General features: G+C 45.1%; 15 protein-coding genes and 1 riboswitch. Of the genes, 7 read left to right on the top strand and 8 right to left on the bottom strand.

Annotated features, from left to right (window positions below):
• Positions 1-109: riboswitch (TPP riboswitch) on the top strand.
• 51 nt (positions 110-160) lie between these two features.
• Genes thiS through thiC form a run of 6 tightly spaced genes read left to right on the top strand, consistent with a single transcriptional unit; the run spans position 161 to position 4,978 of the window.
• Positions 161-355: a sulfur carrier protein ThiS gene (thiS, locus tag N773_RS0102990; RefSeq protein ID WP_024856383.1), complete on the top strand. Its 195-nt coding sequence runs from the start codon at positions 161-163 to the stop codon at positions 353-355.
• Entirely contained in the window at positions 356-991 is a 636-nt protein-coding gene (gene thiF, locus N773_RS0102985; RefSeq protein WP_024856382.1) for a sulfur carrier protein ThiS adenylyltransferase ThiF, read from the top strand. It abuts the gene before it with no gap.
• Between the two features lie 19 nt (positions 992-1,010).
• The gene (locus tag N773_RS0102980; RefSeq protein WP_024856381.1) at positions 1,011-1,784 is read left to right on the top strand and encodes a thiazole synthase; all 774 of its coding nucleotides are present in this window, start codon (positions 1,011-1,013) and stop codon (positions 1,782-1,784) included.
• Between the two features lie 12 nt (positions 1,785-1,796).
• Complete coding sequence (thiH, locus tag N773_RS0102975; protein WP_024856380.1) at positions 1,797-3,047, top strand: 2-iminoacetate synthase ThiH; 1,251 nt, start codon at positions 1,797-1,799, stop codon at positions 3,045-3,047.
• Positions 3,040-3,645 carry a thiamine phosphate synthase gene (locus N773_RS0102970; RefSeq protein ID WP_024856379.1) on the top strand — a complete coding sequence of 202 codons (606 nt, stop codon included), beginning with the start codon at positions 3,040-3,042 and terminating at the stop codon, positions 3,643-3,645. Before thiH ends, N773_RS0102970 begins: the two co-directional genes overlap by 8 nt.
• 19 nt (positions 3,646-3,664) lie before the next feature.
• The gene (thiC, locus tag N773_RS0102965; protein ID WP_024856378.1) at positions 3,665-4,978 is read left to right on the top strand and encodes a phosphomethylpyrimidine synthase ThiC; all 1,314 of its coding nucleotides are present in this window, start codon (positions 3,665-3,667) and stop codon (positions 4,976-4,978) included.
• A gap of 66 nt (positions 4,979-5,044) precedes the next feature.
• On the opposite strand, the gene N773_RS0102960 is transcribed toward thiC, so the two are convergent.
• The 6 genes from N773_RS0102960 to N773_RS0102935 form a co-directional block, all read right to left on the bottom strand.
• Positions 5,045-6,700 carry a S41 family peptidase gene (locus tag N773_RS0102960; RefSeq protein ID WP_024856377.1) on the bottom strand — a complete coding sequence of 552 codons (1,656 nt, stop codon included), beginning with the start codon at positions 6,698-6,700 and terminating at the stop codon, positions 5,045-5,047.
• Between the two features lie 11 nt (positions 6,701-6,711).
• Positions 6,712-7,500, bottom strand: coding sequence for a hypothetical protein (locus N773_RS0102955; RefSeq protein WP_024856376.1), 789 nt, complete (start codon positions 7,498-7,500; stop codon positions 6,712-6,714).
• Between the two features lie 9 nt (positions 7,501-7,509).
• On the bottom strand, positions 7,510-8,304 hold the full coding sequence (locus N773_RS0102950; RefSeq protein WP_024856375.1) for an ABC transporter permease: 795 nt from the start codon (positions 8,302-8,304) through the stop codon (positions 7,510-7,512).
• Positions 8,255-9,217, bottom strand: coding sequence for an ABC transporter ATP-binding protein (locus tag N773_RS0102945; protein ID WP_024856374.1), 963 nt, complete (start codon positions 9,215-9,217; stop codon positions 8,255-8,257). Before N773_RS0102945 ends, N773_RS0102950 begins: the two co-directional genes overlap by 50 nt.
• 152 nt (positions 9,218-9,369) lie before the next feature.
• Positions 9,370-10,260, bottom strand: coding sequence for a sensor histidine kinase (locus N773_RS0102940; RefSeq protein ID WP_024856373.1), 891 nt, complete (start codon positions 10,258-10,260; stop codon positions 9,370-9,372).
• On the bottom strand, positions 10,257-10,940 hold the full coding sequence (locus tag N773_RS0102935) for a response regulator transcription factor (protein ID WP_024856372.1): 684 nt from the start codon (positions 10,938-10,940) through the stop codon (positions 10,257-10,259). Before N773_RS0102935 ends, N773_RS0102940 begins: the two co-directional genes overlap by 4 nt.
• Positions 10,941-11,246: 306 nt before the next feature.
• On the opposite strand from N773_RS0102935, the gene pelA reads away from it, so the two are divergent.
• Positions 11,247-14,621: a pectate lyase gene (gene pelA / locus N773_RS0102930; protein ID WP_024856371.1), complete on the top strand. Its 3,375-nt coding sequence runs from the start codon at positions 11,247-11,249 to the stop codon at positions 14,619-14,621.
• A 157-nt stretch (positions 14,622-14,778) separates the two neighbouring features.
• Here the strand turns inward: pelA and N773_RS0102925 are convergent, their stop codons facing one another.
• Together N773_RS0102925 and N773_RS0102920 are read right to left on the bottom strand one after the other, a co-directional pair.
• The gene (locus N773_RS0102925; RefSeq protein WP_024856370.1) at positions 14,779-15,759 is read right to left on the bottom strand and encodes a leucine-rich repeat protein; all 981 of its coding nucleotides are present in this window, start codon (positions 15,757-15,759) and stop codon (positions 14,779-14,781) included.
• Between the two features lie 179 nt (positions 15,760-15,938).
• A complete protein-coding gene (locus tag N773_RS0102920) occupies positions 15,939-17,714 on the bottom strand; it encodes a dockerin type I domain-containing protein (RefSeq protein ID WP_024856369.1) in 1,776 nt (591 codons plus the stop codon).
• Between the last annotated feature and the right edge of the window lie 59 nt (positions 17,715-17,773).

Below are 17,773 nucleotides of genomic sequence, written 5' to 3'. Positions count from 1 at the left end.
AAATAAAATAAGGGGAGCTTGTAGACAGGCTGAGAGGATAGCGACCGAGTTATCGACCCATAACCTGATTTGGATAATGCCAACGTAGGGAATATGATACCGATATTTCGGGGGACTGTTTTTTGCGTACAGTCCCCCTTTTTTGTTGGGAGGAATGAACATGGTAAAACTGAACGGCGAACAGCGTGAACTCTCGGGAAAGACCGTGACCGAAATGCTGAGCGAGAACGGCTATGACCCAAAGCGTGTAGCTGTTGAGCTTGATCTTGAGATAGTGCCTAAATCTCAGTATGACAGTACACTTCTCAAAGACGGCGACTCCGTTGAAGTTGTAAGCTTTGTGGGAGGCGGCTAGATGATACCCACAAAAGAAGAAATGTATGCCGCACTCGAAGAACGTCACGGAAAAGAACTTCAAAAACGATTCGCAGAAGCTTCGGTAGTGGTATGCGGTCTGGGAGGACTTGGCTCAAATGTTGCGGTAAGTCTTGCCCGGGCAGGTATCGGAAGGATACACCTTATCGACTTTGACAAGGTCGATATCTCAAACCTGAACCGTCAGCAGTACTTTCCCGAACAGCTTGGACAGTACAAGGCAGATGCACTGAAAGATACACTCTTAAAATTAGCACCCTACTGCGATATAACTTCACAGACAGTCAAGCTTGATGAGGAAAACATACCTGTACTTCTGGCAGATTTTCCGATAGTATGCGAATGTTTCGACAATGCCGAACAAAAAGCCATGCTTGTGAACGCGGTGCTTGAACATTTCCCGGAAAAAAATCTGGTAGCAGCATCAGGAATGGCAGGACTTGACAGTGCGAACAGCATAGTCACACGCAAGATAGCAAAAAATTTCTGGCTTTGCGGTGACGGCAAAAGCGATGTTGGCGAAGGTCTTGGACTAATATCAGCACGTGTTGCTGTATGCGCCGCACATCAGGCTACAATGGTACTCAGGATAATTTCAGGCGAATATGATGCCTGATAACGAAAGGACGATATTAATGGAAAACAATGACAAGCTCGTCATAGGCGGGCACGAATTCAATTCAAGATTCATTCTCGGTTCGGGAAAATATTCCCTCTCACTTATAAAAGCGGCAGTGGAAAACGCAGGTGCTGAACTTATCACCCTTGCTGTAAGACGAGCTAACACCAAGGAACATGAGAATATACTCGATCATATCCCCGAGGGAGTAACTCTCCTGCCCAACACTTCGGGCGCAAGAAACGCCGAAGAAGCTGTGCGCATAGCTAGGCTTGCAAGAGAACTGGGCTGCGGTGATTTCGTAAAAATTGAGATCATGCGTGATACAAAATATCTTCTGCCCGACAATGCGGAGACTATCAAAGCAACAGAGATACTCGCCAAAGAAGGCTTTATCGTAATGCCATATATGTACCCCGACCTGAACACTGCGAGAGACCTTGTTAACGCAGGTGCTGCATCGGTAATGCCTCTGGCTTCTCCTATCGGTTCAAACAAGGGTCTTGCAACAAGGGATTTCATACAGATACTGATAGACGAGATAGACCTGCCCATAATCGTAGATGCAGGCATTGGCAGACCCTCTCAGGCTTGCGAGGCTATGGAGATGGGCGCGGCAGCAGTAATGTCAAACACAGCTCTTGCAACTGCGGGTGACCTGCCCATGATGGCAGATGCTTTCCGCAAGGCGATAGAAGCAGGCAGACAGGCTTACCTTTCAGGTCTCGGCAGAGTACTTGTAAGAGGGGCATCACCCTCGGATACACTGACAGGTTTCCTCAGGGACTAAGGGGTGAAGAAGATGGAAAACAATTTTCTGTTTGATTCCGAAGGACTTTCCGAGGAAGCATTAAAACGCAAGCACAAGCTGGAAAATGACCCCTCCTGCCGTACCGACCATATGAAGTATATGGACGATCAGGAGCAAATAAAAAGTGATATACTTGAAAAAGTCATGGCGCAGTTCAACAGCTACGATTACAATGCTTATACAGCACTTGATGTATCCCGAGCTTTGCAGAAGAACACTATCGGCGTAGAAGAATTCAAGGCACTTCTCTCCCCTGCGGCTGAACCGTTTCTTGAGCAGATGGCAGAAAGAGCCCGCATCGAGACACGAAAGCATTTCGGCAACACGGTGTACCTTTTCACTCCGCTGTACATCGCAAATTACTGCGAGAACTACTGCGTTTACTGCGGATTCAACTGCTATAACCATATCCGAAGAATGAAGCTGAGTATGGAGCAGATCGAGCACGAAATGAAAGTCATCGCAGACAGCGGAATGGAAGAGATACTTATTCTCACAGGCGAAAGCAAAACCATGAGCGATGTAAAGTATATCGGTGAGGCATGCAAGCTTGCGAGAAAATATTTCCGAATGGTGGGCGTTGAGATATATCCCGTTAATGTGGAAGACTACAAATATCTCCACGAGTGCGGAGTGGACTATGTCACTGTTTTTCAGGAAACTTACGATAATGTCAAGTACGAAACTCTCCACCTTGCAGGACACAAACGTGTTTGGCCTTATCGCTTTGAAGCTCAGGAAAGAGCTCTTATGGGCGGCATGAGAGGTATCGCAGGTTCGGCACTTCTTGGTCTTTCCGATTTCAGAAAAGACGCTCTCGCAACAGGTCTGCATATGTACTATCTGCAAAGAAAGTACCCACATGCCGAGATATCACTGTCATGTCCGAGACTTCGCCCCATAGTAAACAATGACAAGATCAATCACATGGACGTTGGCGAAAGACAGCTTTGTCAGGTACTTTGTGCTTACAGACTTTTCCTTCCTTTTGCAGGTATTACGGTGTCATCACGAGAGACCAAAAGCTTCCGCGACGGCATAGTTAAGATCGCCGCTACCAAGATATCCGCAGGTGTTTCAACAGGTATAGGCGACCACGAAAGCAAGTACACAGGCAAGGAAAATGAAAACGAGGGCGATGAACAGTTCGAGATAGCAGATACAAGAAGCTTTGATACGATGTACAAGGATATGTCCGAAGAAGGATTACAGCCTGTACTGAACGATTATCTTTATGTGTAAGATAATCTGTATAACGAACCGAAAACTTTGCCGCGCAGGTTTTCCCGAACAGCTGAAAAAAATCGCAGCAGCTCGACCCGATATGGTGATACTTCGTGAAAAGGATATGTCCGAAAAGGAATATTCCGAGCTTACTGAGATCTCGACTGAAATATGCAAAGGATACGGTGTTCCCCTTGCTGTGAACAGCTTTTGGGAAACTGCGTCAGAGCTTGGTATAAAAAGAGTTCATCTTCCTCTGCACATACTGCGGAATATGTCAGCAGATGACAAAGCACAGTTCGATGTAATCGGCACCTCATGCCACTCCGTTGAAGACGCTATTGAAGCACAAGCGCTGGGTGCAGGATACATCATTGCGGGACATATTTTTGAGACTGACTGCAAAAAAGGTCTTGCAGGACGCGGCACGGGATTTCTGAGTGAAGTCTGCAAAGCCGTTTATCTGCCTGTTTACGCAATAGGCGGGATTTCAGCAGATAATGCCGCAGAATGTATACGTGCTGGAGCTGACGGTATCTGCCTTATGAGCGGATTTATGCAGGCGGAAGAGGTATCTTTATTTACGGATACATTAAGAGCAAGGATAACTATTTGAACCGAAAGGAATTATTAACATGAGAGAATACGCTACCCAGATGGAAGCTGCCAAGAAAGGCATAATCACACCTGAAATGAAGATAGTTGCAGAAAAGGAGTACATCGACCCCGAAGAACTCCGTGCGCTTGTGGCTAAGGGTGAAGTCGCTATCCCCTGCAACATCAACCATAAAGCTATTTCCCCCGAGGGCATCGGTACAAAGATGCGTACCAAGATAAATGTCAATCTCGGCATTTCAGGCGATGCCAAAAACTATGAGAACGAGATGAAGAAAGTCGAAATGGCTCATAAGTTCGGTGCTGAAGCTATAATGGATCTTTCCAACTACGGCAAGACAAATACTTTCCGCCGTGAACTGGTGGAGAAATCACCTGCAATGATAGGCACTGTGCCTATGTACGACGCTATCGGCTACCTTGAAAAGGATCTGCTGGAAATAAAAGCAGAAGACTTCCTGAAAGTTGTACGTGCCCATGCTGAAGAGGGCGTTGATTTTATGACCATACACGCAGGTCTCAACAGACGTGCCGTTGAAGCTTTCCGACGTGAGGGCAGAAAGATGAATATCGTTTCCCGCGGAGGATCACTACTGTTCGCCTGGATGATGATGACAGGCAATGAAAATCCTTTCTACGAGCACTATGACGAGGTTCTTGATATTCTCCGTGAATATGACGTTACGATCAGCCTCGGTGACGCGCTTCGCCCCGGATGTATAGACGATTCCACCGACGCAGGACAAATATCCGAGCTTATTGAACTTGGTGCGCTGACACTTCGCGCATGGGAAAAGGACGTACAGGTCATGGTAGAGGGTCCCGGACATATGGCTATGAACGAGATAGCCGCAAATATGACTTTCCAGAAACGCATATGCCACAATGCACCTTTCTATGTTCTGGGGCCTGTTGTTACAGATATCTTTCCCGGCTACGACCATATCACCACTGCTATCGGCGGTGCTATTGCCGCATCAAGCGGTGCAGACTTCCTCTGCTATGTTACCCCCGCAGAGCACCTGCGTCTGCCAGATGTCAATGACGTTAAGGATGGTATCATAGCTTCAAAGATAGCTGCACACGCTGCTGACATCGCAAAGGGCGTACCTCATGCACGTGACAAGGACAATGCCATGGCAGAAGCCAGACACAAAGTCGATTGGGATGAAATATTCAAGCTTTCATTCGATCCTGAAAAAGCACGTGAGTATTTTGAGAGCACTCCCCCCGCTGACAGACATACCTGCTCAATGTGCGGAAAAATGTGTGCAGTAAGAACTACCAACATGATACTCGAAGGTAAGACCGTAGAGTTCTGTACAGAGAAATAATCTACCTTTATATACAAAAACAGTTCCCGATACATCATATTCCGGGAACTGTTTTTTATTTATTTTTCAGCGTTCCATTTCTTCAAGATATTTTACGGCTGTATCCATAAGGTAGTCATTGCCCTCATCAAATATCTCGCGGAATGCTTTTTCATCAAATGGTACTATAACTTCCGCATCATCATCGGCATTATAATCGGTACCGCAGTCTATATAGACAGTGCCGTCCTTATTCAGCATAAGCGAACTTGAATAGCTGAACGTCCCGCTTTTAAGCTTTATGGGAGATACACCCTGTGCTGAACCGAGAGGTCCCGTGAAACCCATGACCGTAGTATTTTCAAATCCGCTCATAAGCTTTGTAAGATGGTCAGCAGCACTTACCGAATAGCTTCCCACAAGAAGAACTATCCTGCCTTCATCGCCCAGGATATTCTCACCATCAACGAAAACATCTCCCGCTGTTTTCCACTTTCCATCACCCTCGCTGACATAGCACTTATTTTCATGGTCGAAATATGCATCGGTAACATAATAGTGTTCGCCCTCGGGTGCAAAAAGTTCGCCAATGGCTTTAACCATTGTTCCGGAACCGCCGTTATTTTCGCGGATATCTATAATGATATCGCGCACGCCCTCTTTTTTCGCATCCAGTATCTGCTCACGAAGTTCCTCTTTCATTTTCTTGTGTTTGTCTTTTTCAGAAATAGAATCAAAGCTCATGGTCTTGATGCGCAGGCAGGCTGTGGTATCGTTTATCTTTGTTATCGTCATATGACCCACGTTCATACCATTTAGTAGTTTTTTATATGCTTCTTTTGCTCTTTCATAGTAATTATCGGAGAGCTTATCAATAGTGACTGTTTTTTCTGTTCCGCTGTCGTCTTTTATAACTGCCTGAACACTGTCTCCGCCTGTGCCTGCTGCAAACATACCCTCAAAAAAATTCTCGTTATCGGAATCTGCAAAGGTGTAAAGCTGTTTCATTTCATTGTGTTCATCAGCTTCGGCAGGTGTCATACCGTTCCAGCTTACTATCTCGATGCCGTTATGTATACCGAGCTTTTCCAGGCTGCTGTCAGTCTCGGCTGCAACTGTTCTGCCATCAGAAAGCGTACATATCACAAGGCCGTAATCATTGCCTGATACCCTTGCGTATGCTGCATCTCTGGTTTTCTCGTCTGAGCCGAAATTCACATGACCGTCATGGAACTCAGCACAGAATTTGTACCATGCTATCTCATTGGCAACCTTGTCATGCGCTTTGTTCGCCGCTTTGAATTCGGGAAGATATTTTTCATAAAGCGCATCCCAGTCGACCTCTTTATGCTCGGCAAGAACATAATGAGCTTTCATACTCTCAAAGCCATCTTTGAAATCACTGACGTAATCCACACTTCTGTACGCCTTATTGAAAAGACACATCGGAAGACTTATCAGCACCAGCACCCATGATACTGCCGATGCTGCCCTACGTGTCTTTATCTTGTGTATGAAAAATCCCGCTACAAGTATCACAGCCCCAAGATACGCAGGGATCAAAAGCTTTTCTACTCCGCCAACATATACTATCAAAAAACAGGATGCCACTGGGATAAGCCATAAAAGTCTCCACTTTGAATTCTTAACTCTATCCGCAAGACCTGCCATAAACCACAGCCCACCGCTCATCAATGGGAGCAAAACAAGCGTGACTATATCTAAAGTTTCAAGTTTACTCATTTTATCGCCCCCTATTCAAGATCATCGGTGTGGAAGAAATTGTAACCTAACAAAAGATATAAAGCCCCCACCGCCAGCGAGACCAATATGCACCTGACGATGAATCCCGCTTCTGGCATAGGAGTGTATACCATCTCCACAGGACTCTCCAGACCAAAGATATGCCATTCCTTATATCTCATGAGAGTGCCTACAGTAGAGAAAACAGTCAGCACTCCCGATTCATCATCAGCACCCTTTATCATGTTTGAAACAGCAAAGATCATATAGTCTGTGAGAAATGCAAAACCCGCACGCTTAATAAAATACGCGATCATTACGAAAAGACATGATACCCGAATAAAAGGGAATGCCAGCAGAAGTATCCTTGCTGCAGCCGCACTGAACGGAACTGAATCTCCCCAGCCTGTAAGCATAAAGCTGATCCCAAGCGAGGTGAATACCATGACCAGACCGAAAATCGTACACAGAACTATCGTTACGGAAGCCCTTGAAAAATAAGTTTGCTTTCTCAGCTTGCCTGACATCATCTCATAATTCACAGTTTTATCGCTGAAATCATCTGCACAGAAAAAAGCCGCAAAAAAAGCTATCCCCATCATTGCTATACTGACTACCATTTCCATGCGGGTAGCAAAGTCAGATGCTGTCAGTTTCTGCCATTCCTCCAGATTATCTGCACCGTTAAGGTACTCTACCGCACCGAACAGAACAGCAAGCATCATCAATGTTATAAACACAAGATAATACACCCTGGTGCGGGATATCTGATACAACTGCGCTTTTATCAAATTCTTCATGTACTCACCTCAATTCATGTCGCGTCTGCGCATTACAGCGTAGCCGATAAGCAAAAATACAGCTGTGCCCAGGATACTTGCTGCCGCAGCGTGACACATAGTATCTGTTTCAAGTATATCCTTTACCACCATAACATCTTCTCCGTCAAAAAAGCCGTAGCCCATATTTTTAGGATTCAGCAGCCTATCAAAGATATCGATTGAAAACAAATACATCGTTACCTTAGTATCAAAAAGTTCATTTATCAGAATAGTTAAAAGCATCGTTATCATTGAGAACACATAGCCTATACCGATAACAACAGCTTTGTTTCTGACGGCCATCGTTATAAAAGTATAGAACGATGTATATCGAATCACAGGCAACAGACCCAAAGAATACCTAATGGCTACTTCTTTGACCGTCATAGTATGACCCCAGCCGTTCAATGCAGTGAATATAAGCATCGGCGGAACAGTTATGATAAGATACACTATAATATTTACAGCCAGTACTACAAAGAATCTTCCAAAGAAAACATCACTTCGTCTGATCCCGCAAAGCAGTTCGTAGTTGACCGTTTTATCGGTAAGATCATTGCCGAATATCACAGCAGTATAAACTAGGATCAGCATAGGCGGGATCGTCATATTTATCTCACCTATGTAGCTGACAAACATACTTCCGGTTATCTTTTCTGCTTGTTCACCTGATATCTCCGCAAACAGGATAGCGGCAATAAATAACAGCGAGCAGAGCAATATCACATAAGTGCTAATGCTTCTCAGCAGCTGATACTTCTGCGCTTTTATCACGTTGATCATTTTCATCACCTACCAGTTTCATGTAGAATTCTTCAAGGTTAGCATCGTGCATATGTATCTCTGTCGGTATGATACCGTTCTCGAACATGGTCTTTGATATCAGCCTTATCTCATCGATACGTTCATAAAGTTCAACAGAACCGTCCCTGCGAACACGGATATCATGTATACCCAGCTTGTTTTCAAGCATAGCGGGAAGAGCTGCATTATTATCCGAATCTATGTGATAGAACTCATGGCATTTATGATTAAGTTCCTCGGCAGATATGGTCTCAACTATCTCACCTTTGCGGATAAACACATAGTCCGTGCAGAGAAGAGAAAGTTCGGACAGAATGTGTGATGATATAACTATGGTCATATGCTCCTCGCGGTTCAGTTTCAGAAGCAGCTCGCGTATCTCAACTATGCCCTCGGGGTCAAGACCGTTGACAGGCTCATCAAGTACCATAAGTTCCGGTTTTGTCAGCATTGCCCCTGCTATGCCCAGTCTTTGTTTCATACCAAGCGAAAAATTCTTAACCGATTTATTGCCCGTATCCGCAAGACCTACCAGTTTCAGCACCTCATCAACTCTGTCACTATTGGGCAGACCTTTCTGAAGCCTTAACTTTTCAAGATTCTGCCTAGCTGTCATATTCTGCTTAGCGTAGGGCGTTTCTATCATAAAACTCATTCTGCTTCGGGAATGTGCCAGTCCCTTTTCACTCTTCTCACCAAAGAGTTCTATCTCCCCTTCCGTTGGAAGAACAAGTCCTCCCAGCATTTTCATGATAGTTGTCTTGCCCGCGCCGTTAGGTCCCACAAGTCCGCATATCATTCCCTTTTTAATAGAGATATCAGCACTTTTGACCACCGTGTTTTTCATATACTGCTTTGTAAGTTCCGTCGTCTTGATGATTATATCACTCATAGTACATACTCCTTTCGTTTGTGTATGATCTTTCCTTGATATTAATTCTAAAACAATACCTTAAAGAATTTCTTAAATATTCTTAATGTTTACAAATTATTCACAAGTAAAAAAGACACCCGGCAAAGCAGAGGTGTCATATAATAATTATTCTATTCAGCACATAAAAACTTGATCCTGACCGAAAGCATATCATCTTTTACATCGGCACTGACCTCCGCGCCCTGTTTTTGCGCTAGAAGTTTGACGATATAAAGTCCGAGACCCGCACCTTTTCCGCCCCTGGCGCGATCGGCACGATAGGTGCGTTCAAATAGCCGCTCAGGTTCGGGAATGTTCATGCTGATGGGATTTGAGATCGTCAAACAGCCATCCTCGGTGAGGGTAAGCGTAAAAAACTCATGTGAGTATTTAAGCACATTGCCCAGAAGATTTCCAAGCATACGCCCCACAAGCTGAGTATCACCATGAACGAAAACAGTCTTAGGGGGAAGTGATATCTCCGGTTCAAGTCCGGAGAGCCTTATCATACCCTCGTTTTCCGCGATAAAACTCATAAGAAGGTTCGTGAGATTTATCTTACCGACGTCAACAGTTCCGCTCTCGCTTTCAAGAACAGCCAGTTCAAAAAACTCATCGCACATCTCTTTCAGACGTTCAGTTTTTTCAAGGCATATCCCGGCATAGCCGCGGCAGTTTTCACTTATACCATCATCACGGAGTATAAGCTGAAGATCGCCTTTAATTACAGCAAGAGGCGTTCGCAGATCGTGAGCTATATCCGAAACCGACTGCCGCAGAGAAAGCTCAGCCTGCTCGGTTTCCATTTTCAGCTTTTTCTGATGGTCGATACTCTTGTTGATCTCCCCCGCCAGATCATTAACGTCCTTGTCGAAAAGCGATATCAGCAGATGGCGGTCATAGTCGAACTCAGCTGTGCGTTCAAGCTCCCGTCGCATTACCCGAAGCTGGTGCTTCATAATCAGAATATATATCAGAAGACCTACGCAGATAACCCCCGGTATAAATATCGCGGCGATCATTGTGCGTACCCTTTCAGCCTGTAGCCAATGCCCCAGACCGTTTCAATGTGATCTTTGCCCGAAGCTTTTTTCAGCTTTGAACGCAGATTGCTCACATGAACATTGATGGTGTTGTCCTCGTAGAAATACTGCTCATTCCAGACAGTTTCATAAAGCTCTGCCTTTGTGTAAACCTTTTTCGGGTGTTCAAGAAATAGTTTCAGCAGCATGAGTTCCTTTGCTGTGAGCTGAACCTGTTTCCCGCCCACCGTCAGCCGATTTTCTTCGGTGTTCAGCGAAAGCTCCCCTGCTTCAAGTACAGGCTTTGCAGAAAAAGCACCACTTCGCCTGAGAACTACTTCGATCCTTACCAGCACTTCGTCGAGATCAAAAGGCTTGATGATATAATCATCTGCACCAAGCCTGAGAACTTCAAGCTTAGTTTCCATCATGGACTTTGCAGATATAACGATAACAGGAGTTTCACTATTTTCCCTGAGTTCAGCGATAAGCCTTTCACCGTTTTTGTATGGCAGCATCAGATCCATCAGCACCATATCGAAGCTCTCCCGCGACAGCAGTTTTGATGCTTCATCACCGTCAAAAACCTGAACACATTCATACCCGCTGATTTCAAGAAGCTCTTTTAATATACTGCTGATCTCGCGATCGTCCTCCACAACTGCTATCCTGATCTTCACAATACCGCCCTCCCGTTTTATAAATAACAAATGAATTATATCATAATTTACTCAGAAAAGTCAACCCCGATAAAAAAGCGGTAACGAAAACGATGTTGACCAAGCAAGAAAAAGATTGTCCGAAATTTACATATTGAAAAAAATAAGAAACTAACCATATCATAAAAATTTATACGTTTATGTCTAAATAATCCCTTGACAAATGTATTTAACAATGGTATAATGTTTTTAGTTAATATTTCAAACGTAAAATTTGAAACTACAGGAATATTTTAATATTATCATATTTTAAAGGAGGAACCCGAAATGAAAAGAAGGACAAAAAAAGCAGCCGGCATCTTGCTCGCCGCAGGAATGGTGATGTCAACAGCTACACCTCTTATACCGCAGTCTCAAAGCGGTCTCATAGCATATGCAGGTGAAAATGATTTCAGCTGGAGCGCATACTCAAAGAAGGATTCTTCATGGTGGTCAAGCTATGAAGCAACTTCCCTTGCAGATGAGATGATAGCATATCAGCTCTCCGACGGCGGCTGGAGAAAGGATATGAAGAACGCGACCACAGGTTCATGGAACAAGTCCACCATCGACAACAACGCCACATGGGGACAGATACGCTTCCTCGCAAGCGTATACAAAGCAACAGGTAATTCTAAGTACAAATCTGCCTGCCTGAAAGGTCTTGACCTGCTGATAAACGGTCAGTATTCCAATGGTGGCTGGCCTCAGGTATTCAATGATGCAGGTACTTACCATGCTCACATTACCTACAACGACAGTGCAATGGTACAGGTACTGAAGATCATGCTTGAAGTTTCCCAGAAGTCGGGAGCTTTCTCATGGGTTGACAGCAGCTATCAGAGCAAGGCTGAAAACGCTGTAAATAAGGGTATAAGCTGTATCCTTAAAACACAGATAAAGGTCAACGGCACACTGACTGCATGGGGTCAGCAGCACGATGAATATACACTTGCTCCCGCTGCAGCAAGAGCTTATGAGCTGCCATCGGTATGTACTTCCGAGAGTGCGGGCATAGTTGATTTCCTGCGTTCGCTTCCCGATTCAAAAAAATCCGCAGACGTTATCCGCAGTATAAACGCTGCTGTAAGGTGGTTCGATTCAGTAAAGATAGAGAACAGGAAGTGGGACTGGAATTCCGATAAGTCCGATAAAGTTGTTACATACTCCAGCGGCTCGACTATATGGGCAAGATTCTACGATCTCCAGTACTGCAAGCCCCTCTTCGCAGACCGTGACGGCAAAGCGTATTCCGATGTTACACAGATAAGCCTGGAGCGCAGAACAGGCTATTCATGGTACGGCACCTGGTGCGCAAACAACATCAAGCTGGGTACTCTGCCTGAACCCTCGAGTTCTTCTACACAGACACAGGGTACACATCTTTATGTCGGCTACAGCAATAAGTCAAACAATTATAATACCATACAGGCAGCAGTAAACGCAGCTGCTTCAAAAAACCCTTCATCCGAGCAGACCCGTGTAAGCATACATATCGCTCCCGGCACATACCGCGAGCAGGTTCGTGTAAACACACCTTATATCAGCTTCGTCAATGACGATCCCTCAAAGGAAGTTAAGATAACATGGTACTATGGCATAGGCTATAAGTATTACAGCATGGGCAGCGATGGATACTACAATTCATCAAATGCAAAAAGCAAGTCCTCAAAGGGCGAAGCTACCCGTTGGGGAAGCGCTGTTGCACTCCACACAAGTGCTTCACACTTCCGCGCTGAAAATATCACCTTTGAGAACTCTTTCAACCGCTATGTTACCGATGAAGAGATCGCAGATGGTGTTCAGGTATCGGGCAGCGAATCCATTACATTCCAGCGCTACAAGGGCGCAGATGTAAAGAGCAAGACAGCTACTGAGCGTGCAGCTGCGATAGCTATCGAGGGCGATTACAGCGAATTCTATAATTGTAAATTCCTTGGCAGCCAGGATACTCTGTTCACAAGAGGTGAACACGAATATTTCCGCAACTGCCGCATCGAAGGCAACACCGACTATATCTTCGGTCAGGGCACCTGCGTATTCCAGACCTGCGACCTCGTATGGGCCGGCTATACCGATAGGGCTGTCGGCGGCTATATAACAGCAGCCAAGAGTGAAGGCAAATATCTGTTCACCGATTGTAATGTATACGGAACAAACGGTATGTATGTAGGCTCCGGCTATTTCGGCAGACCCTGGGGTCCTTATGCAGATGTTGCATTCGTTAATACAAAGCTTTCTTCCGAAAACATGATCACCTCCGCAGGCTGGACAAGCATGAGCGGAAACCAGCCACAAAATGCGAAATTCAAGGAATACAACACCACAGCTAACGGCTATGGCGTAAATACTTCCGGTCGTGTGTCGGGTACTGTAAGATACTCCGCAAGCGGACTTGATGTATATTCATACCTCAGCGGCTGGACTCCATATTATTTAAACTATTCAGGTGCTGTCGTTACAGTTGATCCGATAAGCGGCAAACTGGTAAAGGATCTGACAGTGAGCGATTACGAAAACGCTGCTGACTGGGCAATAAACAACAGCTTCGGTTACGGCTCTCTGCTCTTTGGCGACCGTGATTTCACAGCCACCGGTGTACCTTCTTATCTGGTGGGCGCAGAAGCTATAAAAACTGCCTGCGATTCCAAGACTGTAACATCTGACCTCGGTACATTCACTGCAGGTTCTGACATTACTGTTTATACAGCAGTTGACAGCCGTGTTACAAGCAGCGGTCTGCCCTCATGGCTTTCAAGCTGGACAAAGACAGGCGATTCCATCTACACCTCCAACGATCTTACATTGGAGATCTTCAAGAAGACATATTCTAAGGGCAGCCAGATAACACTCGGAACAAACGGCGGTTCAACAGGCTGTGTTAACTATATTGTTCTTGTTACCGAAAATGCTCCCGAGCCTCTGAACGGAAAGTACATCAGAAATCTCGTGGTAAACGATACTGAAAATGCATCTGACTGGTCCATCAGAAACGATATGAACAACGGCTTCCAGATATTCGGCGACCGTGATTTCACGGTATCGAATGTTCCAAGCTATCTCGTAAATGCTGAAACTATCCGTACTGCCTGCGATTCCAAGATATACACATCTGATCTTGCAACATTCACAGCAGGTTCGGATATCACCCTCTACATTGCAGTTGATACAAGAGTAAACTATCAGCTCAGCTGGCTGAACTCATGGACACCTGTTGGCACATCTCTGTACTCTTCAAACGACGTTGAGCTTGCACTTTATAAAAAAGATGTTAATTCGGGAACAAAGGTAACTCTGGGCACAAACGGCGGCGAGGGCTACTCCATCAACTACATTGTAATGGCTGTTCCGAGACAGACATCACAGCCGATCAACAACACTCCTTATGTCACCAATATCAGTGTTCTGTACAACCAGCAGTACCATCAGATAAGATTCTCGTGGAAGCCTGTCAGCGGCGCTACAAACTACGGCATCGCAGTTTATCTTGCAGGCAAGTGGAGAGTTCAGACTTCTTCTATCCCCGCATCTGCTACATACTTCACAACTCCCAAAAACCTGACACCCGGCATGACCTACAAAGTTGCAATTGCCGCAAAAGTCAACGGCGACTGGAATGTAAACAATGCGATCAAGAACGCAGTGATCGTAACTGTACAGTAATATCTGAATTATCAAGGAACAATTTTACCACATAATGTCAAGAGCTCAGATGACCACAATACGGTCGCTGAGCTCTTTTACACTGTATAGTCACAGGCAGAAAAAGCCCCGCGGATCCACTGTTCCGCGGGGCTGAACTTTTATACAGAAATAAACATCAGTGCTTTTTCAGCTGCTTTTTACCCTTGACGTGGGCAGCTATCATAGTGATATCAGAGATGTTGATTTTGCCATCACCGTTGACATCTGCACGCGTCTTTCGCTTTTCGCTCAAAGACTTTTTACCCTTAACGTGGGCTGCCGTCATAGTGATATCCACAATATTTACAGAACCATCGCCGTTAATATCACCGGGCGCAGTTTCCTCACCGGAGGTATCCTCATCTTCCTCATCAAATATTATATCAGGGGTTTCGGGATCAAGAACTTCGTATGAAAGATCATTGACCACCGCATATATATAAGCCTGCGAATTCATATAACAATTTATCCTGAACCCGCTTATTTTCGTGTAAGAAGCCGCATCATTGTCATCAAGTGTGAAACCAAAAGCTGCGTCCTCAATTTTGACAACGTTCTTAGGAATAGTTACCGATTTCAAAGAAGTACAGCCCATAAAAGCCTCATACTTGAATGTTACAGCAGAATCCTGTATGGTTACAGTCTTCAGCGCAGTACAATCCGAAAAAGCTGCTTCTGAAACAGTCTGTAAATTCTTTGGAAGCTTCACAGATTTAAGGCTTGTACATCCGCTGAAAGCACATACGCCGATGGTCTTCACAGAATCAGGTATAGTTACCGATGTCATAGAATCGCACTCCATAAAAGCGCTTTCGCCGATGGTCACAACAGTGTCGGGAATAGTAACAGCGGTAACAGCGTCACACTGAAAGAACGCATTATCCGCAATTGCAACAACCTTTTTGCCGTTTATCTTAGAAGGTATCGAAACCTTTCCGCCATTGCCGCCATAAGCGGTTATTGAAACTCCCCCGCTGACAGCCTCATAGTAAAAATCGCCGTAAGATTCAGCTGAAGCCGATACACTATATATGCTATCCCTGACAGGCAGTATTCCGCTGCCGCCGAACACAAAAACTGCCGCCGCAAGACAGGCTGCAAACTTTTTATTCAACATATTTCCTCCGATCGTTAGTATACAAATACCATTATCTTTTTTCCAAAAGCCGTTAACTTCGTCATATCTGACATCTTTTGCCATAGCATTTAGTATATTATACCCTAATCGCACCCGAATGTCAATTGCCGTAAATGCAGAAGAAAGCCCGAAAAGCTAAGCTTTTTCGGGCAATATCATCAAAATTCTCCATCAGAAGTTATATCATCATCCGACGTGACAATATCTTCGTCATCAGTTATAAAGCTGTCTTCATTGTACCTGCGAACATCCGTGATAATACGCTTACCTTTGATGTGAGCTGCCAGACGTGTAATATCGGTGATATTTACCTTACCGTCACCGTTAATATCGGCAAGGAGCTGTGCATCGTCAGTAAGACATCTTGCAGATTTTACATGAGCCGCCGTAAGGGTAAGGTCGGTCACATTTATATTACCGTCACCGTTAATATCGCCGAGAGTTCCTGTTGTAAGGAGCACAGCACCGTCAATAACGCAGGTTGTCACTGAATTCGGCGCAAGATCAACAGAAAAACCAGTGCTTGTGACTACTGCCGAATCATCTGTCACAGACCAATGCTCACCGTTATCAAGACTTCCTGAAGTACGTATCTCTTTCACAGTGCTTCCTTTCAGCATACCGAAGCCATCAAGAGAATACTTCACTTTCTTTACTCCGCATCCGTCATTGACCGCGACGATAGTCATCCTGTTTTCTGACCTGTTGTATGCAGCTATCGTATTCTCATCGACCTTGATAAGCGTTGATCCCGCGCTTATATATCTGCTGAACTGCCCGAAGGCGTAGTACTTTTGTGTTGGTTCAAGTCTTCTCGTAAGATCGTCACGATACACTAATCCCAGGTAGCCGCGGTCGAGATCCGGTCTGCCATCGCATACAGCCTGCCATATCACCCACGCCGAAGCACCGCTGTTCTGAAGATCGGAGATTATTCTTTTGCTGATGCCCAGCGCTGCTGACATTTCTCCCGCATTTGAACCTGCGGTGTAAAGACCATCGGCCTCTGTTATTCTCACACTTCCGAAATTCTTTGAAGCCGCAGTAAAATCAGAGTTTTCATGCTCGGCAGAATGTATATTCACATTGTGGACAATACGCGCTGCCTTACCGGTAAGAGCTTTAAGTGAAGCTGATGCCGTATCGATATCTGCTTCATCAGGGGCGGAGATATACACTTTTGAAAGGCCTGCATTATTCAGAGCATTCCTTACAGCGAGCAACATATATGACTGCTGTTCTCCCTGAGAGACATGAAAACCCTCCCGCCTTGTGTCGCCTGCTTTCCAGTGAAGCGAAGACGGCTCATTCATAGGTGCGATGCCTGCAACACTTATACCTTGAGCTGCCATAGCAGTCACGGCTGATGCAAGATATTCTCCGTAAGCACCGCGGCACTCCGAACGCAGATTATCCTTTCCCGAATACACAGCCCCGGCTGTACAGCCGCTGACCGTCATATAGTATGGCGGCGAGGTAGGGCAAAGCTCGACCGAAAGATTACCGCCTGCGCTGTTTATACACTTTTTAAGCAGTGCTATCCTGTTCTTATCTTTTGAAAGATCGATAATATGATCGGTCTTCCCTTTCTTGTCGGTAACAGCTTTAGTCCAGGATGGCGGCATTTTATCAGCATCGAGAAAATGTGAATGAGTCGGGTCATCACCGCCGCTTATCTCGTACCTGACCATATTCATTTTCAATCCATCTTCACCAAAGAGAACTTCGGCAGCCTTGTCGGATACAGTTTTTGACTTGCCTGCATCTACAGCCCACTGTGAAAATCCTGTACCCCACCCTGAAAACACACAAAGCCTATTGGATATGGATACTGTTATTGTTTCCCTTTCATCAGCAGAAACAGGGAAACTCAACATATCAAACAGAACCGAACAGGCGGCAGCTATACTTAATATACGTTTACTGAGCTTCATGAGCATCACCTCCAAAAAATCTGCCTTGTCCCCAAATGGACAAGGCAGTTAATTTTTTT

The sequence above is a fragment of the Ruminococcus albus AD2013 genome, assembly GCF_000526775.1.
In the GTDB taxonomy this organism is placed as follows: Bacteria; Bacillota; Clostridia; order Oscillospirales; family Ruminococcaceae; genus Hominimerdicola; species Hominimerdicola alba_A.
This window is presented reverse-complemented; position numbering and strand designations above follow the sequence as displayed.